General features: G+C 68.7%; 17 protein-coding genes. 11 read left to right on the plus strand and 6 right to left on the minus strand.

What is annotated here, in order from left to right; translation table 11 throughout:
* The first annotated feature begins 176 nt into the window (after window positions 1-176).
* From AVS7_RS00525 to erpA, 6 genes are all read left to right on the plus strand, one after another.
* Window positions 177-2,069 carry a serine/threonine-protein kinase gene (locus tag AVS7_RS00525; protein WP_020226547.1) on the plus strand — a complete coding sequence of 631 codons (1,893 nt, stop codon included), beginning with the start codon at window positions 177-179 and terminating at the stop codon, window positions 2,067-2,069.
* A gap of 163 nt (window positions 2,070-2,232) precedes the next feature.
* Window positions 2,233-2,661, plus strand: a complete 429-nt coding sequence (gene rplM / locus AVS7_RS00530; RefSeq protein ID WP_011804079.1) for a 50S ribosomal protein L13 — start codon at window positions 2,233-2,235, stop codon at window positions 2,659-2,661.
* Window positions 2,662-2,670: 9 nt separating this feature from the next.
* On the plus strand, window positions 2,671-3,063 hold the full coding sequence (rpsI, locus tag AVS7_RS00535; protein ID WP_020226549.1) for a 30S ribosomal protein S9: 393 nt from the start codon (window positions 2,671-2,673) through the stop codon (window positions 3,061-3,063).
* A 73-nt stretch (window positions 3,064-3,136) separates the two neighbouring features.
* Complete coding sequence (locus AVS7_RS00540; RefSeq protein ID WP_020226550.1) at window positions 3,137-3,853, plus strand: DUF6776 family protein; 717 nt, start codon at window positions 3,137-3,139, stop codon at window positions 3,851-3,853.
* Window positions 3,854-3,908: 55 nt separating this feature from the next.
* On the plus strand, window positions 3,909-4,307 hold the full coding sequence (locus AVS7_RS00545) for a polymer-forming cytoskeletal protein (RefSeq protein ID WP_020226551.1): 399 nt from the start codon (window positions 3,909-3,911) through the stop codon (window positions 4,305-4,307).
* A gap of 59 nt (window positions 4,308-4,366) precedes the next feature.
* Complete coding sequence (erpA, locus tag AVS7_RS00550) at window positions 4,367-4,732, plus strand: iron-sulfur cluster insertion protein ErpA (protein WP_020226552.1); 366 nt, start codon at window positions 4,367-4,369, stop codon at window positions 4,730-4,732.
* Window positions 4,733-4,779: 47 nt separating this feature from the next.
* Here erpA and AVS7_RS00555 read toward each other — a convergent pair whose 3' ends face one another.
* Together AVS7_RS00555 and AVS7_RS00560 are read right to left on the minus strand one after the other, a co-directional pair.
* Complete coding sequence (locus AVS7_RS00555; protein WP_020226553.1) at window positions 4,780-5,898, minus strand: anhydro-N-acetylmuramic acid kinase; 1,119 nt, start codon at window positions 5,896-5,898, stop codon at window positions 4,780-4,782.
* Window positions 5,899-5,911: 13 nt separating this feature from the next.
* Window positions 5,912-7,276, minus strand: coding sequence for a M23 family metallopeptidase (locus AVS7_RS00560; protein ID WP_020226554.1), 1,365 nt, complete (start codon window positions 7,274-7,276; stop codon window positions 5,912-5,914).
* Window positions 7,277-7,470: 194 nt separating this feature from the next.
* On the opposite strand from AVS7_RS00560, the gene tyrS reads away from it, so the two are divergent.
* On the plus strand, window positions 7,471-8,703 hold the full coding sequence (gene tyrS, locus AVS7_RS00565; RefSeq protein ID WP_020226555.1) for a tyrosine--tRNA ligase: 1,233 nt from the start codon (window positions 7,471-7,473) through the stop codon (window positions 8,701-8,703).
* A 65-nt stretch (window positions 8,704-8,768) separates the two neighbouring features.
* Here the strand turns inward: tyrS and AVS7_RS00570 are convergent, their stop codons facing one another.
* Window positions 8,769-9,764, minus strand: a complete 996-nt coding sequence (locus AVS7_RS00570; protein WP_020226556.1) for a LysR substrate-binding domain-containing protein — start codon at window positions 9,762-9,764, stop codon at window positions 8,769-8,771.
* Between the two features lie 218 nt (window positions 9,765-9,982).
* On the opposite strand from AVS7_RS00570, the gene AVS7_RS00575 reads away from it, so the two are divergent.
* The 3 genes from AVS7_RS00575 to AVS7_RS00585 all read left to right on the plus strand — a co-directional run bounded on the left by AVS7_RS00575 (window position 9,983) and on the right by AVS7_RS00585 (window position 12,761).
* Window positions 9,983-10,354, plus strand: a complete 372-nt coding sequence (locus AVS7_RS00575; protein ID WP_020226557.1) for a DUF2917 domain-containing protein — start codon at window positions 9,983-9,985, stop codon at window positions 10,352-10,354.
* 203 nt (window positions 10,355-10,557) lie between these two features.
* The gene (glmU, locus tag AVS7_RS00580; protein WP_020226558.1) at window positions 10,558-11,982 is read left to right on the plus strand and encodes a bifunctional UDP-N-acetylglucosamine diphosphorylase/glucosamine-1-phosphate N-acetyltransferase GlmU; all 1,425 of its coding nucleotides are present in this window, start codon (window positions 10,558-10,560) and stop codon (window positions 11,980-11,982) included.
* Window positions 11,979-12,761: an ATP-binding protein gene (locus tag AVS7_RS00585; protein WP_020226559.1), complete on the plus strand. Its 783-nt coding sequence runs from the start codon at window positions 11,979-11,981 to the stop codon at window positions 12,759-12,761. The genes glmU and AVS7_RS00585 overlap by 4 nt, the downstream gene beginning before the upstream one ends.
* On the opposite strand, the gene AVS7_RS00590 is transcribed toward AVS7_RS00585, so the two are convergent.
* From AVS7_RS00590 to AVS7_RS00600, 3 genes are all read right to left on the minus strand, one after another.
* Entirely contained in the window at window positions 12,747-13,076 is a 330-nt protein-coding gene (locus AVS7_RS00590; RefSeq protein WP_020226560.1) for a chaperone modulator CbpM, read from the minus strand. The genes AVS7_RS00585 and AVS7_RS00590 overlap by 15 nt on opposite strands.
* 2 nt (window positions 13,077-13,078) lie before the next feature.
* Window positions 13,079-14,053, minus strand: coding sequence for a DnaJ C-terminal domain-containing protein (locus tag AVS7_RS00595; protein WP_020226561.1), 975 nt, complete (start codon window positions 14,051-14,053; stop codon window positions 13,079-13,081).
* A gap of 121 nt (window positions 14,054-14,174) precedes the next feature.
* Entirely contained in the window at window positions 14,175-14,660 is a 486-nt protein-coding gene (locus AVS7_RS00600) for an Lrp/AsnC family transcriptional regulator (RefSeq protein WP_020226562.1), read from the minus strand.
* Window positions 14,661-14,795: 135 nt separating this feature from the next.
* On the opposite strand from AVS7_RS00600, the gene glmS reads away from it, so the two are divergent.
* Entirely contained in the window at window positions 14,796-16,691 is a 1,896-nt protein-coding gene (gene glmS, locus AVS7_RS00605) for a glutamine--fructose-6-phosphate transaminase (isomerizing) (RefSeq protein ID WP_020226563.1), read from the plus strand.
* Window positions 16,692-16,925 lie beyond the last annotated feature (234 nt).

The following is a 16,925-nucleotide window of genomic DNA, read 5'->3' on the forward strand; positions in this document are numbered from 1 at the left end:
GATGGTAACCAGTGGGGACGCCTTCGGCGCCCGCGGCGCAATGCGGCATCTGCGCGGCCGCGAAGTGATGTTTTTGGCAGACAGGATGCGCTTTGTTGCCAGCCGGGGCAGCGCATGGCGCATCATGGCGGCCGTTCACGCCTCAGGGCCCCAAGCCGCCGTACGATCCCGCCACCATGTCCACCCCATCCCTCCGCACCACGCCAGCGAGCATCGCGCACCACGTCGATGCCCTGCCGCCGGGCACACGGCTGGGGGAGTTCGAGGTGGTGACGTTGCTGGGCGTGGGCGGCTTCGGAATGGTGTACCAGGCGTTCGACCATTCCCTGCTGCGCTTCGTGGCCATCAAGGAATACATGCCCGCCGCGCTGGCCGGGCGGGCGGATGGGCAGTCGCTGTGGGTGCGCTCCTCCTCGGACGAGCAGTCGTTCCAGGCGGGCCTGGCCTCGTTCGTGGAGGAGGCGCGCCTGCTGGCGCAATTCGACCATCCTTCGCTGGTCAAGGTGTTCCGCTTCTGGGAGGCGAACCAGACGGCCTACATGGTCATGCCGCTCTACAGCGGCATGACGCTCAAGCAGGCACGCGCCCACATGCGCACGCCGCCTCCCGAGGCATGGCTGCGCAAGGTGCTGTGGTCCGTGACCAGCGCGCTGCGCGTGCTGCACGAGGGCCATACGCTGCACCGGGACATCTCGCCCGACAACATCTTCCTGCAGGACAACGGTCCCCCGGTGCTGCTGGACCTGGGCGCGGCGCGCCATGCGATCAGCGACCGCGAGCGCAGGCACACGGCCGTGCTCAAGGTCAATTACGCTCCCATAGAGCAGTACACGGACGCGGCCAGCCATCTGCGGCAGGGGCCGTGGAGCGACCTGTATGCACTGGGCGCCGTGGTGCATGGGTGCCTGTGCAACGACACGCCGCTGCCCGCGACCCTGCGGGCCATACGCGACCGCATGGTGTCTTTCTCCCGCGTGGCGCGCACGGTGCGCAAGCAGTTCGGTGTGGAGTATTCGCGCCCGTTCATCGAAGCCATCTCGCAGGCGCTGGCGCTGCAGCCCGAAGACCGGCCACAGTCCATCGACGCGTTCCTGCAGCGCATGGAAATGACATCCGCTCCCGCGGGGCTGGAGCATTTCGATTTCCGGGCGGACCTGGGCGATATCTGGGTCGAGCCGTCGGACAAGGATGACCAGGGCGTGGCGACCGCGGTGATCGACATCACGGCGCTGTCGCAGCCCCTGGTCTCGCAGCCCCTGGCCGATGTACTGGCCCAGCGCGCGGCCGTGCGGACGGTGCAGCAGGCGGACCGCAGCACGGCGGCGCGGGACGAGGAGCCATCGCCGGCTTTCCAGGAAACCGTGGCGCAGGACCCTGCCGCCTTCGCGGACACCCGGGATGCGTCGTGGGCGCCGACACAACAGCCGCAAGAGCAGCCTGTGCGCCGGCGCCATGCCCGCAAGGACACCCGCAGGCCGCATGAACCCGCAGGGCCGCACTCCGGCAAGCCGCCGCGCGCGCGTGGGCGTTCGCTGGCCTTGTGGTCCTTGGCGGGCCTGCTGGCCATGACCGCCGCAGGGGCTGGCCTGTGGTGGGAGGCAGGTTCGGCGCCGCGCCCCCGGTACACGCCGGAAAGCGAAATCATCACCGAGTGGGCCGAGCCGGCGCCCGCGTCTGCGGCCGCAGGGGAACTGATCCCTGTGGTGCATGACACGACACTGCTGGAGGCGCCTGTGGCGCAGGCATCTGCCGTGCAAGAGCGATCCATGGCGTCCCAACGAGGCCGGCCGCAGCGCAAGGCGGATCCCGAGCCCGTCGCTGCGGCGCCGGCCCAGGAGGTGCGCACAGCGGTGCCGGAGCCTGCGGTGCCCGCGCCTCCGCCGCCCCGGCCGGCGCCCGCGCGGCAGCCGGGGCCTGACGAGGTTTGCGCTTCCGCAGGCTTTTTCGCCCGGCCCATGTGCATCCACCAGGAGTGCCAGAAGGCTGGCATGGCCGGCCATCCCGTGTGCGTGGAGAACCGCCGCAAGCAGGAGGAAGAGGCCCGCCGGCGGCAGGACTACGCGCAGTAGCGGCCGGAGGTGGTCCGGCGCGGGCTTTTTTGTATAATGCGCGGCTTCGCAGCGATTTACTGGTCCCGCGGCGAAGACTTCATCTGCCACCTAAGAGGCCTCCAGAAGAGAGGCACCGACCGTGGAAAAGGACCGCCAAACCCCCTCTTGCAAAGAGAAACTCATGTCCACATTCAGCGCAAAGCCCGCTGAGGTCGTGCACGAGTGGTTTGTGATTGACGCCACCGACAAGGTGCTCGGCCGGGTAGCCAGCGAAGTTGCCCTCCGTCTGCGCGGCAAACACAAAGCCATTTACACGCCTCACGTCGATACTGGCGATTACATCGTCATCATCAACGCCTCCAAGCTCAAGGTCACCGGCACCAAGTCCCTGGACAAGGTGTACTACCGCCATTCCGGCTATCCCGGCGGCATCACGGCCACCAACTTTCGCGACCTGCAGGCCAAGCACCCCGGCCGCGCGCTGGAGAAGGCTGTCAAGGGCATGCTGCCCAAGGGCCCCCTGGGCTACGCCATGATCAAGAAGCTCAAGGTCTACGGCGGCGCGGAGCATCCGCACACCGCCCAGCAGCCCAAGGCTCTGGAAATCTAAGGAGCTGAAATGATTGGTGAATGGAACAATGGCACCGGCCGTCGCAAGTCCAGCGTCGCCCGCGTGTTTCTGAAGAAGGGTTCCGGCAAGATCACTGTGAATGGCAAGGACATTCAGCAGTATTTCGGCCGCGAAACCTCCATCATGATCGCCAAGCAGCCGCTGGTGCTCACCAACCATGTCGAGACCTTCGACATCCAGGTGAACGTGCACGGCGGCGGTGAGTCCGGTCAGGCCGGCGCCACCCGCCACGGCATCACCCGCGCTCTGATCGACTACGACGCGACGCTCAAGCCCCAGCTCAGCGCTGCCGGCTTCGTGACCCGCGATGCCCGCGAGGTCGAGCGTAAGAAGGTCGGCCTGCACTCCGCACGCCGCGCCAAGCAGTTCTCGAAGCGCTAAGTTTCGAGCCCTGTCGAAAAAACCGCCTGCGTGGCGGTTTTTTCTTTTTCGCCACGCTCTGGAGGCTCCCCCCATGCGTTTTCGCCTGTTGCGCCGCCGCCTGACCATCAGCGCCCCGCGGGTCGCCATCCGCAGCGCCATGCCCTGGCCGCTGCGCTGGCTGAGCGCCGCCGTGGTGCTCGGGCTGTGTGGTGCCGTGGCGCTGTGGGCGTTCGAGTTCGGCAAGAGCATTGCGGGCCTGGATTCAGGCGCGCGAGAGGAACTGCAGCGCCTGCGTGCCGAGGTGGCGCAGCTGCGCGAGGAAAACCACCGGTTCCAGGACCAGGGCATTGCTGCCAAGAGCCTGCGCACGGCCGAGGGTGCGGCGATGGATCGGTTGTCCGAGCAGGTCCGGCAACTGGAGGCCGACAACCGCAGCCTGCGCGACGACCTGGGCTTCTTCGAGAAGCTCATTCCCGCCACCAAGGTCGGCAAGGCGTTGAGCATCCGCGGCCTGCATGCGGAGGTGCTGGGCGATGGAGCGCAGCTGCGTTGGCAGGTGCTGGCCATCCAGCCCATGCGCAATGCGCCCGAATTCAAGGGGCGGCTGGAACTGGTGCTGGCCGGCTCGCTGGACGGCGCGCCCTGGGCATCGCAGTCGCCGGCGGTCGACCAGCCCGTGCAGTTCCAGCAATACCGCCGGATGCAGGGCGTGGTGAACCTGCCTGCGCGGGCCATGGTAAAAACCGTGACGGCACGCTTGCTGGAGGGCTCCTCCGTGCGTGCCATCCAGACCTTCACCCTCGAATGAGCCTGCACGGGCCCGGCTGCGGACCCGCTGGCACCCCTTCCCCAGGAGATCCTGCATGTTTTCTCGCAAGAAACAGCCGCCCATCAAAAGCCTGATCGCCCAGGGGACGCACGTGCAGGGCGATCTGTCGTTCACCGACGGGTTGCGGATCGACGGCGAGGTCGTGGGGGATGTGCGTTCCACCGTGGAGCCCAGCATCCTCGTGGTGTCCGAATTGGGGCGGGTCCAGGGAGCGCTGCATGCCTCGCACGTCATCGTCAACGGCACGGTCGAGGGGCCGGTGCACGCGGCCGAACTGCTGGAAGTGCAGCCCAAGGCGCGCATCATGGGCAATGTGCATTACAAGGCCCTTGAAATGCACCAGGGTGCCGTGATCTCTGGGCAGATGTGCCCCGCAAGCACGCTGTTGCTGGAGGAAAAGCCCACACTGAAGCTGGCGTCAAACGCCACTTGAGCGCACGCCATGCGGCATTGCCTTACCATCGTGCACAAGATTGCCCCAAGGAGCCTCATATGAGCGCCGTTGCCGAAAATACCCCCACCGACATGCCCGCCCCCATCGTCTTCACCGACAGCGCTGCCGCCAAGGTGGCCGATCTGATCGCTGAGGAGGGCAACCCCGACCTGAAGCTGCGCGTCTTCGTGCAAGGCGGCGGATGCTCGGGCTTCCAGTACGGCTTCACCTTCGATGAGATCACCAACGAAGACGACACCACCATGACCAAGAACGGTGTGTCGCTGCTGATCGATGCGATGAGCTACCAGTACCTGGTGGGCGCGGAAATCGACTACAAGGAAGACCTGCAGGGCGCGCAGTTCGTCATCAAGAACCCGAACGCCCAGACCACCTGCGGCTGCGGGTCCAGCTTCTCCGCCTGAAAGCAGAAGCTTCTCGCACCCACGAGAGCCGCCTCCGGGCGGCTTTTTCATGCGCGGTAGAGCGCGCCCAGGATGCGGGGGCCGCGCGCGCCCGTGACGCCGGGGCTGCTGGCGGGCTGGCCTTCCAGGCACTGGCGCGCCAGCCATGCGAAGGCGGCGGCCTCGACCTGCTGGGGCGGCAGCCCATGGCGGCTGGAGGGTTCGACGGATACGCGGGGCAGCAGGGCCTGCAGGCGTTCCATCAGGTAGCGGTTCAGCGCGCCGCCACCGCAGACGATGAGCAAATCGCTGCCGGGGGCATGCCGCGCAAAGTCCTGCGCGCAAGCGCGGGCGGTGAATTCGGTCAGCGTGGCCTGGACATCCTGGGGGCGGCGTGCCTGCGTGGCGGATACATGCCGTTCGAGCCACGGCGTATTGAAGAGGTCGCGCCCCGTGCTCTTCGGAGGAGCGAGCGTGAGGAAGGGCTCGGACAGCATGGCTTCCAGCAGGGCGGGGAGGACCTGTCCACTGCGGCCCCAGGCGCCGGCGTCATCGAAGGGCTGGCCCGTGTGCTGCTGGCACCACTGGTCCATGAGCGCATTGCCGGGCCCGCAGTCGAACCCGAACGTGGCGCCATCTGCGCGCAAGACGCTCAGGTTGGAAATGCCTCCGACGTTCAGCACGCCCACGGTGCGCCCCGCCTGGCCGAAGACGCTCCGGTGGAAGGCGGGGACGAGGGGCGCGCCTTGGCCGCCTGCCGCCACATCGCGGCTGCGGAAGTCGGCCGCGACGGTGATGCCGCAGCATTCGGCCAGCAGGGCGGGGTTGTTGATCTGCAGCGTGTACCCGGTGCCATCGAAGGCCTGGGGACGGTGGCGCACCGTCTGGCCGTGGGCGCCAACAGCCAGCACCTGGTGCGGCTGCATTCCCGCCCGGTCCAGCAATTGGCGAACGACGTCGGCATAGGCGCGGGCCAGCGCATTGGCGGCCAGCGCTGCACGGTGCAGCTCGTCGGGGCCGCTGGTGTTCAGGGCGAGCAGCTCTGCTCTTAAATCAGGCGCTAGCGGCGCGGATACATGCTGCGCCACGCGGCAATTCGAGTCTGAAAGATCGGCCAGCACGCCGTCGATGCCATCGAGCGAGGTGCCCGACATCAGCCCGATGAACCACCGCGCCTGGCTGTGCATGGGCGCAGGGAGATCAGTCCGCGCTGGCTAGCTGGAACTGGGCCGCCGAGGCGAGCTGCACGCGCATGTTGGCCGCCAGGCGGTTGAAGGTGGCGCGCGAGGCGCCCGACACGGGCTGTGCGGCTTCGCTCTGCTGGGCGATGGTCATCGGATCCTGGTGCACGCCGTTCACCCGGAACTCGAAGTGCAGGTGCGGCCCCGTGGCCCAGCCCGTGGAGCCCACGGCGCCGAGTTTCTGGCCCTGCTCCACGGCCTGGCCTTTGGATACGTCGATGCGGCTCAGGTGCGCGTAGACGGTGACGTGCTGGTTGCGGTGCTTGACGTAGACCACGTTGCCATAGCCGTTCTGCACACCGGCGAAATCGACCACGCCGTCGCCGACTGTGCGCACGGATGTGCCCGTGGGTGCGGCGAAGTCCGTGCCCAGGTGGGCGCGCCAGGTCTTGTGGATGGGGTGCATGCGCATGGAGAAGCCGCTGGAGATGCGGGAGAACTCCACCGGCGAGGTGAGGTAGGCGCGGCGCATGCTCTCGCCATCCAGCGTGTAGTACGAGCCCTTGGCCGCGCCGCTTTCCTGGAACCAGAGGGCATCGTAGGTCTTGCCGTTGTTGTGGAACTCGGCGCTCAGCACGCGGCCGCTGCGCAGCGGCTCGCCGTCGGCCTCCAGGGTTTCGTAGACGACGGAGAACCGGTCTTCCTTGCGCAGCGCGCGGTGGAAGTCGATGTTGCTGGAGAATATCTCGGCCATCTGCACGGCCACGCCGTCGGGAATGTTGGAGGCATCGGTGGCGGCGAACAGCGAGGTACGGATAACGCCGCCCGCCAGCCGGCTGCCCACGGTGAGCGGCGCCGTCTCGATGCGCGAGGCGAAGCCGCCGCCTTCCTTGCGCTCGACCACGAGGCGCTTGAAATAGCCGCTGTCGTCCGGCGCCCAGCGCGCGGACAGGCGCAGCAGGCGATGGTCGTCCGAGGTTTCGGCGGAGACGGAGCGGCCCGCACGGCCCAGCAGGTTCTGGCGCACCAGCCCGTCGCCGCGCAGGAACGCCGAGGCGGCCGGATCGGCGATGCCCAGGCGCTGCAGCAGGCTTTCGGCCGTGTCGGCGCTGCGCGTGGTATCGGAGCGGTAGAGCGAATAGCCCGGCATGTCCACCAGGGCCGACAGGGGCTCGTCGCCCGCCAGCGATTCCACGGCGTGGGTGACGGTGGTCACGGGCAGGTCGGCCGGGTCCGGAGCGAGGGACGCCACGGCAAAAGCACCGCCACCGCCTGTGAGCAGCACGGACGCCACGGCGGCGGTAATGCGCTTCGGATGCTTCTGAACGGATTGCTTCAAATGGCCCAGCAGAACCAGGCAGGCGGTGGTCAAGCCGTTGTTCAAGAGTCTTACCCCAAACAAATGTGCTTCCTGGCCCTCCGCGAAGGCGGAAGTCTCAGGGCGGGAAGCATCAGGAATCGGTGTGCGGCAGAGGAGGCAAGAGCCTGGGCAGGTGGGCGGGCCCACTAGAATCCACCGCTGGAAAAGTGGCCGGAAGTATAGTCCCGGCAGCGCCCATTACACCCCAGAAAACCCTTATGAATCAATCTGCTGTTACAACATTCCCGGTAACCGAAGGTGTAGGACGAGCGCTTGAAGTCTCGCTGCGCGGCGCTGACGAGCTGCTGCCCAAGGACGAGTGGACGCGCAAGCTGGCGCGCTCGGAGGCGACCGGCCAGCCGCTGCGCATCAAGCTGGGGCTGGACCCGACGGCGCCCGACATCCACCTGGGCCACACGGTGGTGCTCAACAAGATGCGCCAGCTGCAGGACCTGGGCCACCAGGTGATCTTCCTGATCGGCGACTTCACCAGCCTGATCGGCGATCCCTCGGGCCGCAACTCCACCCGCCCGCCGCTCACGGCCGAGCAGATCAAGCTGAACGCCGAGACCTACTACACCCAGGCGGCGCGTGTGCTCGACCCGCAGCGCACCGAGATCCGCTACAACAGCGAATGGAGCGACGCCCTGGGCGCGCGCGGCATGATCCAGCTCGCGGCCCGCTACACCGTGGCGCGAATGATGGAGCGCGACGACTTCCACAAGCGCTTCAGCGCGGGCCAGTCCATCAGCGTGCACGAATTCCTCTACCCGCTCATGCAGGGCTACGACTCGGTGGCGCTCAAGAGCGACCTGGAGCTGGGTGGCACGGACCAGAAGTTCAACCTGCTCATGGGCCGCCACCTCCAGCAGGAATATGGCCAGGAGCCGCAGTGCGTGCTCACCATGCCCCTGCTCGTGGGGCTGGACGGGGTGGACAAGATGTCCAAGTCCAAGCACAACTACATCGGCATCACCGAGGAGGCCAACACCATGTTCGCCAAGGTGCTGTCGATCTCCGACGACCTGATGTGGGACTGGTACACGCTGCTGTCGTTCAAGAGCCTGGCCGAGATCGCCGCGCTGAAAGCGGAGGTGGCAGGCGGGCGCAATCCCAAGGACGCCAAGGTGATGCTGGCCAGGGAGATCACCACGCGCTTCCACAGCGCGCAGGCGGCCGACGCAGCGGAGCAGGACTTCGCCAACCGCAGCAAGGGCGGGGTGCCCGACGAGATCCCCGAGGTGCAGCTGGCCGGCGCCCCGCTGGGTATCGGCGCCTTGCTCAAGCAGGCCAACCTCGCGCCCTCGACCAGCGAGGCCAACCGCCTGATCGACGGCGGCGGCGTGCGCGTGGACGGCTCCGTGGTCGGCGACAAGGCTTTGAAGCTGGGTGCGGGCAGCTACGTGGTGCAGGTGGGCAAGCGCAAGTTCGCGCGCGTGACGCTGGCTTGATGTAGAGCAAAATTGGCCTCCAGCGCTTGTCTGAAAAGCGCTGGCAGCTATAAAAATGGAAGCGATCAGTCCAGGTTGTCGTTGAGGTCCGGGTCCGGCACCTCGCCGATGGCCTGGCGCGTGGCCTGCGCCTGCAGCAGCAGCCAGGCGCAGAAGGCCTGGATCTCGGGCCGCTGGCTGCTGCGCGGGCCCACCACCAGCCAGTAGACCAGGGGCGAGTCCAGCCGGTGCCCGGGCAGCACCTCCACGAGATCGCCCGAGGCCAGGCTTTCCGCGATGAGCGGCATGCGCGCCAGCGCCAAGCCCTGGCCGGCCAGGGCGGCCTGCACGATCTGCTGCGCATAGTTGAAGTACAGCCAGCGCTTGGGCTGCAGCCGGCCCAGGCCGTTGAGGTCGAACCACCGGCGCCAGGTGATCCACTCGAAATACGGCATGCGGTAGGCGTCGCCCGCCTCGATGAGGGTGAACTGCGCCACGTCCTCGGGCGAGCTGATTGGCGCCGCGCTCTTGAGCAGCCAGGGGCTGGCCACCACCGCGAGCTGCTCGCCGAACAGGCGCTGCGCGCCCGGCGCCACGCTGGCGGGCACGCTGGAGCGCAGGGCCAGGTCGACGTCGGAGGTGTCGAGGTCGACGATGGTGTCGCTGGCGTCGATGCGAATGTCGATGTCCGGGTTGTCGCGCTGGAACTCCTCCATGCGCGGGATCAGCCACATGGAGGCGAAGCTCGCCCAGGTGGTGATGGCCACGCTCCTGCGCCCCGCCGTCTGGCGCACCAGCCGCACGGCGGCGTCCATGCGCTCCAGCGCCGGGCCCACGGCACGCTGCAACTGCCCGCCCGCGCTGGTGAGCTCCACCGCGCGCGTGTGGCGCAGGAAAAGCGGCACGCCCACCTCCTCCTCCAGGGCCTGGATCTGCCGGCTCACGGCCGACTGGGTGAGCGACAGTTCTTCCGCCGCCGCGCGGAAGTTCAGGTGCCGGGCCACGGCCAGGAAGGCGCGCCAGTGCCCCACGGCCACGGGGCGGGTGCGCAGATGGGCGATGGGAGGCGGGAGCGAGGGCATGGCGTATTAATGAGGAAAGGGAATCAAAATCCTAGCGTGATTTCATCGATCGCGGTAGTGCTCCGCAGGCTGCGCGTATTAACGGTGAAGGACAGGTGTCGCAGGCGCTCCGCAATTGATGCGATTCATGAATCGATAAGGCGGCCCGTTTTCATTGGACTGGCTGGCCTCTCGCGGCGCACACTGGCAGCCATTCAAGGGTTTACCTGGAGACCGCCATGACCGCCTCGCACGTTCTGAATTCGCAACATTCCGCCTCCGTGGGTACCGTCGGCCCCGAGGCCTGCACGCTGGCCGTGGGCGCGGCGCACAGCCTGTACCCCAAGGCCGCCATGGTGCTGCGCGTGGTCAGCGGCCAGGCCTGGGTCACGCTGAACGACGGGCCCCACGGCTGGTGCGAGGAATCCGGCGACGTGGTGCTGCACCCGGGCCAGAGCGTGGGCGTGGCGCCGGGCCAGCATGCGGTGGTCGAGCCCATGGGGCCGCAGCCGCTGCAGTACCAGTGGCGCCGCGCGGGCGCAGCGCAGGCCCAGCCCGCGGCGCCCCGGCGGCAGGCTGCGGCGGCGGACCGCGACACCTGCTGCGCCTGACGCGGCGGCTGCGGCTGCGATAGGGCCTCGATGGCTGCCAGTGCCCGTAGGAGGGCGCTGGCAGCTTTTTTTTGTGGGCGCCCGGCGTGGAGGGTGCCATGCAACTTTTATTGACATGCCCGCCCCCGCTCCCGCGGCATGGCGCCGGATAATGCGCGGAGCATCGCGCGGGCCCCGCGCCCCTGTTCTCTCCACCCATCCACATGACGACAGCACTGGACATCATCATCATGGCCGCGGGCAAGGGCACGCGCATGAAAAGCCGCCTTCCCAAGGTCCTGCAGCGCCTGGCAGGCCGGCCGCTGCTGCACCACGTGTTGGACCAGGCCGCCAGCCTGCAGGCGCGCCGCGTGGTGGTGGTGACGGGCCATGGTGCTATCGAAGTGGAAGCTGCTTGCGCAGGCGTGGCAAGCGCTGGAGGCACATTTGACTTGCAATGCGTGCGCCAGGAGCCGCAGCTCGGCACCGGCCACGCAGTGCAGCAGGCCATGCCGCGGCTGGCGGGCGACGGCACGGTGGTCGTGCTGTCGGGCGACGTGCCGCTCACGCGCGCGGACACGCTGGCCGCGCTGGTGCAGGCGAGCGCGGGCGGGCGGCTGGCCCTGCTCACGGTGACGCTGCCCGACCCCACGGGCTACGGCCGCATCGTGCGCGGCGACGGCGGCACCGTGCGCCGCATCGTCGAGCACAAGGACGCCAGCGCGGACGAACGCGCCATCACCGAGGTCTACAGCGGCATCATGGCCGTGCCCGCGCGCCTGCTGGCGCCGTGGCTGGCGCGGCTGACCAACGACAACGCCCAGGGCGAGTACTACCTGACCGACATCGTCGCCCGGGCCGTGGCCGATGGCGTGCCCGTGGTGGCGCACCGCATCGACGACGCGCTGCAGGTGGCGGGCGTGAACAGCCCGCTGCAGCTCGCCGAACTGGAGCGCGCCCACCAGGCCGCCCAGGCCCGCGCGCTCATGGAGCAGGGCGTGCGCCTGGCCGATCCGGCGCGCTTCGACCTGCGCGACGACGCGCGCACCGGCGTGCGCGGCGTGCTGGACTGCGGGCAGGATGTGGAGATCGACGTGGGCTGCATCTTCACCGGCCGCGTGGAGATCGGCGAGGGCGCGCGCATCGGCGCCTACTGCTGCATCGCCAACGCGACCATCGCGGCCGGCGCGGTCGTCCATCCCTTCACCCACATCGACGGCGAGAAGGCCGGCGCCCACGTGGGAGAGGGTGCGCTGATCGGCCCCTTCGCACGGCTGCGCCCCGGCGCACGCCTGGGGCGCGAAGTGCACATCGGCAACTTCGTCGAGGTGAAGAACTCCACTCTGGCCGACGGCGCCAAGGCCAACCATCTCGCCTACCTGGGCGACGCCACGGTGGGCGAGCGCGTGAACTACGGCGCGGGCAGCATCACCGCCAACTATGACGGCGCGAACAAGCACCGCACCGTGATCGAGGCCGACGTGCACGTGGGCAGCAACTGCGTGCTGGTGGCGCCCGTGACCATCGGCGCGAGAGGCACCGTAGGCGGGGGCTCCACCGTCACCGAGAGTACGGCGCCTGGCGCGCTTACCGTTGCGCGTGGCAAACAGGTGAGCATCGCTGGCTGGAAGCGGCCTGCCAAGCCATGACGGAAACCGAGCGGCTGCGCGCGGAGCTGGCCGAGGCGCACCAGCGCATCGACGACATGGCCGCCGCGCACGAATCCTTTCTGCGCGGCGTGTCGCACGACCTGCGCGCGCCGCTGCGCCACGTCACCTCCTACGGCACGCTGGTGCGCGAGGTGTTGCAGGAGCTGCCCGGCCAGTACCCGCAGGTGGGCGAAGCGCTGGGCTTCCTGGCCACCATGGAGCAGTCCGCGCGCCGCATGGGGCTGATGCTCGACGGCCTGCAGGCCATCGCCCGGGCCGGCCGCGCGCCGCTGCGCCTGGAGGCGGTGGACCTGGATGCAGCCGTGCGCGAGGCGCGCACGGAGCTGGCGGCCGCCGAGGCCGGCCGCGCCGCGGGCGATGTGCAGTGGGATGTCGCCCCGCACCTGCCCGCCGTGTGGGCCGACGCGGGGCTGCTGCGCCAGCTGCTGCTGCAGGTGCTGGGCAATGCGCTCAAGTTCACGCACGGACAGCCGGACGCGCGCGTGGCGGTACGGGCCGCGCCCGGCGATGTGGCGGGCCGCGTGACGGTCACGGTGCAGGACAACGGCGTGGGTTTCGACGGCACGCGCGCGCAGCACCTGTTCGGCGTGTTCCAGCGCATGCACCGCGAGTCGGAATTCGACGGCGTGGGCGCAGGCCTGGCGCTGTGCCAGGCCATTGCGCAGCGCCATGGCGCCAGCATCAGCGCACAGGCCGCGCCGGGCGCGGGCTGCACCGTGCGCCTCGACTGGCCGGCGCCGCCGTCAGCGGCCCAGTAGCGCTTCCAGCTGGCGAAGGCGCTGGCGCAGCGCCGTGACTTCCTCGATCAGGTCGGTCGTGAGCCCGGCCAGCTGCGGGTCGGCGTCGAAGGTGGATTCCAGGCGCGCCAGGCGCCGGGCGCGCACCACGGTGGTGGCGCTGAACTGCCAGCGGCCTTCGGCGTGCTCGCCGTGCAGCAGGCCGGCCTCCAGCCGTTCGGTCACCCAGCCGCGCTCCATGCAGCAGGCGCGGGCCAGGTCGTCCAGCGTGAGGCGGGTCTGCTCGTCCAGCAGCTCGGCCAGGGCGCTGCGGGGGGAAGGGGCGTGCGTTGCCATGCTCAGGTTCCTTGCGTGGTGCGGGGCTGGAAGTGCGGGAAGGCCTGCGCCAGCGCGCGGTAGGCCTCGCGCTGGGCGTCGGTGGCGGCGGGCGGCAGGGCCACGTGCAGCTCCAGGTACAGGTCGCCCGGCGTGGCGGCAGGGATGCCGCGTCCTTTCAGGCGCAGCTTGCGCCCGGGTTTCCAGCGGGCGGGCACGGTGACCTCCACCGTGCTGCCGCCGGGCGTTTCCACCTCCACGGGGCCGCCCAGCTCCGCCTCCCAGGGCGCGAGGGTGACGGACTGGTACACGTCGCGGTCCTCGGCGCGCCAGCGGGTGTCGGGCTTGAACTGCACCTCCAGGAACAGGTCGCCTGCGGGCGCGCCGCCCAGGCCCGGGCCGCCCTGGCCGCCCAGGCGGATGAGCTGGCCTTCGCGCACGCCCTTCGGGATGCTGACCTGCAGCTGCCGCTCCTCGTTCACCAGGCGGCCGCCATCGTCCAGCCGCGCGCCGTGCAGCGTCAGCATGCGCTCGGCGCCGTGGTAGGCGTCGCGCAGGTCCAGTTCGATGCGGGCGTGGTGGTCGCGGCCGCGCTGCGCACCGCCGCCCTGGGCGCTGGCGCCGCCCGGGCGCCGCGCGCGCGCCGCCTGGCCGAAGAGCTGCTCGAAGAAGTCGCTGAACTCGGCGCCGTCCATGCCCTGGCCGCCGCCCGGCGCGCCGGTGAACTCGAAGCCCGCATCCCAGTGCGGCGGCGGGCGGAAGTCCTGGCCCGCCTGGTGCGGCGCCGCGCGGCCCAGCGCGTCGTAGGCGGCGCGTTTTTCCGGGTCCGAGAGCACGGTGTTGGCCTCGTTCACTTCGGCCATGCGCGCGGCGGCGTCGGTCTCCTTGCTCACGTCGGGGTGGTAGCGGCGCGCGAGCTTGCGGTAGGCCTTCTTGATGTCGGCGGCCGTGGCGTCGCGTTCCACGCCCAGGATCTGGTAGTAATCCTTGAACTCCATGCGTCCTCCATGCGGGGCACCAGGCCCGGTGCCCACTATAAAGAGGAGAGATGGAGCCGACCCGGCCGCAGCGCAAGGCCTGTGGCTGGAGTGCTTCTTCTTTGATAGCTGCTTGCGCTTGTCAGCCAAGCGCCAGAGGCAGTTTTGTCTCGAATTTTGCGCGGTGGGTGGCGAAGAAGGCGCGGACGTTGCGCACGTTGGCGTCCTGCGTGAAAAGGCGCTGCGACAGCGCCAGGTAGCCCGGCATGTCGCGCGTGTGCACCACCAGCACGAAGTCCGGCCCGGGCGATACGCGCCAGCATTGCTGCACCCCGTCGTCCTGCACGGCACAGGCCTCGAATGCGGCCAGGTGCTCGGCGCCCTGCTGGTCCAGCGAGACTTCGACGATGGCAGTGAGGCCATGGCCCTGCAGCGCGGCGAGCCGGTCGGGCTGGAGCAGCGCTACCTGCCGCTCGATCAGTCCCGACTCCTGCAGCCGCCGCACGCGCCGCAGACAGGTCGGGGGGGAGACGTGCACGCGCTCGGCCAGCGCCTGGTTGCTCAGCGTGGCGTCGCGCTGCAGCTGGTCCAGCAACTGCAGGTCGATGGCGTCAAGGGAAATTTCCATTGATGGAGATTATTGGAATTAAATTTCATTCATGGGTTGATGAGAAATTTTATTTCGAAATCAAGGAAAAAGAGATCTGTAATTTCCTCGATGCCTCTCTAGCATCCGTCCAATCCCATCTGACCGGAGCCATCCATGTGCGGCATCGTCGGCGCGGTTTCCACGCGCAACATCGTTCCCCTTCTCGTCCAGGGCCTGCAGCGGCTCGAATACCGCGGCTACGATTCCTGCGGCGTGGCCGTGCACGAGGCCAGCCTGGGCGACCGGCCTACCGGCGGCCTGCAGCGTGCGCGCAGCACTGCGCGTGTGGCAGAGCTGCTGGAGCAGGTGGCCAGCGGCGGCCTGCAGGGCGCGACCGGCATCGCGCACACACGCTGGGCGACGCACGGCGCGCCGGCGGTGCACAACGCGCACCCGCATTTCAGCCACGGCCCCGGCGTGGCCCCCGCCGAGGCGGTGCGCGCCGGGCGCGTGGCGCTGGTGCACAACGGCATCATCGAGAACCATGAGGAACTGTACGCGCAGCTCCAGGCGCGCGGCTACGTCTTTTCCAGCCAGACCGACACGGAAGTCATCGCCCACCTCGTGGACAGCCTGTACGAGGGCGATCTGTTCCAGGCCGTGCGCGCCGCCGTGGCGCAGCTGCAGGGCAGCTTCGCCATCGCCGTGATGCACAAGGACGAGCCGCACCGCGTAGTCGGCGCCCGCGCGGGCTCGCCGCTGGTGCTGGGCGTGGGCGAGGGTGAGAACTTCCTGGCCAGCGACGCCATGGCGCTCGCCGGGGTGACCGACCAGATCGTCTACCTGGAAGAAGGCGATCTGGTGGACCTGCAGCTGGGCCGCTACTGGATCACGGACGCCGCCGGCCAGCCCCTGGGCTTGGCGCAGCGCCCCGTGCGCACGGTGCAGGCCCACAGCGGTGCGGCCGAGCTGGGGCCCTACCGCCACTACATGCAAAAGGAGATCTTCGAGCAGCCGCGCGCCATCGCCGACACGCTGGAGGGGCTGCAGGGCATCGTGCCCGAGCTGTTCGACGGCGCCGACGGCACTGCCGCCTGGCGCGTGTTCAAGGAGATCGATTCGGTGCTCATCCTGGCCTGCGGCACCAGCTACTACAGCGGCTGCGTCGCCAAGTACTGGCTCGAAGCCATCGCAGGCATTCCCACGCAGGTGGAAGTGGCCAGCGAATACCGCTACCGCACCAGCGTGCCCAACCCGCGCGCGCTGGTGGTCACCATCAGCCAGTCCGGCGAAACCGCGGACACGCTGGCCGCGCTGCGCCATGCGCAGGGGCTGGGCATGCGCCACACGCTGACCATCTGCAACGTGGCCACCAGCGCCATGGTGCGCGAGTGCGCGCTGGCCTACATCACGCGCGCCGGGGTGGAGATCGGGGTGGCCTCCACCAAGGCCTTCACCACGCAGCTCGCGGGCCTGTTCCTGCTCACGCTGGCCCTGGCGCAGGCCAAGGGCCGCCTGACCGAGGAAGAGGAAGGCCAGCACCTCAAGGCGATGCGCCACCTGCCGGTCGCGCTGCAGGCCGTACTGGCTCTGGAGCCCCAGCTCATCAGCTGGGCCGAGGACTTCGCCAAGCGCGAGAACGCCTTATTCCTGGGCCGCGGGCTGCATTACCCGATCGCGCTGGAGGGCGCGCTCAAGCTCAAGGAAATCAGCTACATCCACGCCGAGGCCTACCCGGCGGGCGAACTCAAGCACGGGCCCCTGGCGCTGGTGACCAGCAGCATGCCCGTGGTGACCGTGGCGCCCAACGACGCGCTGCTCGAAAAGCTCAAGAGCAACATGCAGGAAGTGCGCGCGCGGGGCGGCGTGCTCTACGTGCTGGCGGACGCCGACACCCGCATCGACAGCAGCGAGGGCATCCACGTCATCCGCATGCCCGAGCACTACGGCCAGCTCTCGCCGCTGCTGCATGTGGTGCCGCTGCAATTGCTGGCCTACCACACGGCCTGCGCCCGGGGCACGGACGTGGACAAGCCGCGCAACCTGGCAAAGAGCGTGACGGTCGAATGACCGAAGCGCTCTTGGGGCGGCGCTGACCGTAGAAATATAAAGTGTCAAAGAAAAATAAAAGGTGTCAAAAGTGGCTGACTCCAACAAATAAAGTTCGTCGGGGGCAAATAACGTCCATCGGAGAAATATCACATTAAGAAATGTCAAAGCGCCTCAGTTGAGGCGCTTTTCGTTCCTGATAGCGAAGGTGTGTGGGCGGTGGGGCGGTCTCCTTCAGGCTGATTGCTGCCGTTC

Source organism: Acidovorax sp. MR-S7 (genome assembly GCF_000400995.2).
Classification (GTDB): domain Bacteria; phylum Pseudomonadota; class Gammaproteobacteria; order Burkholderiales; family Burkholderiaceae_C; genus MR-S7.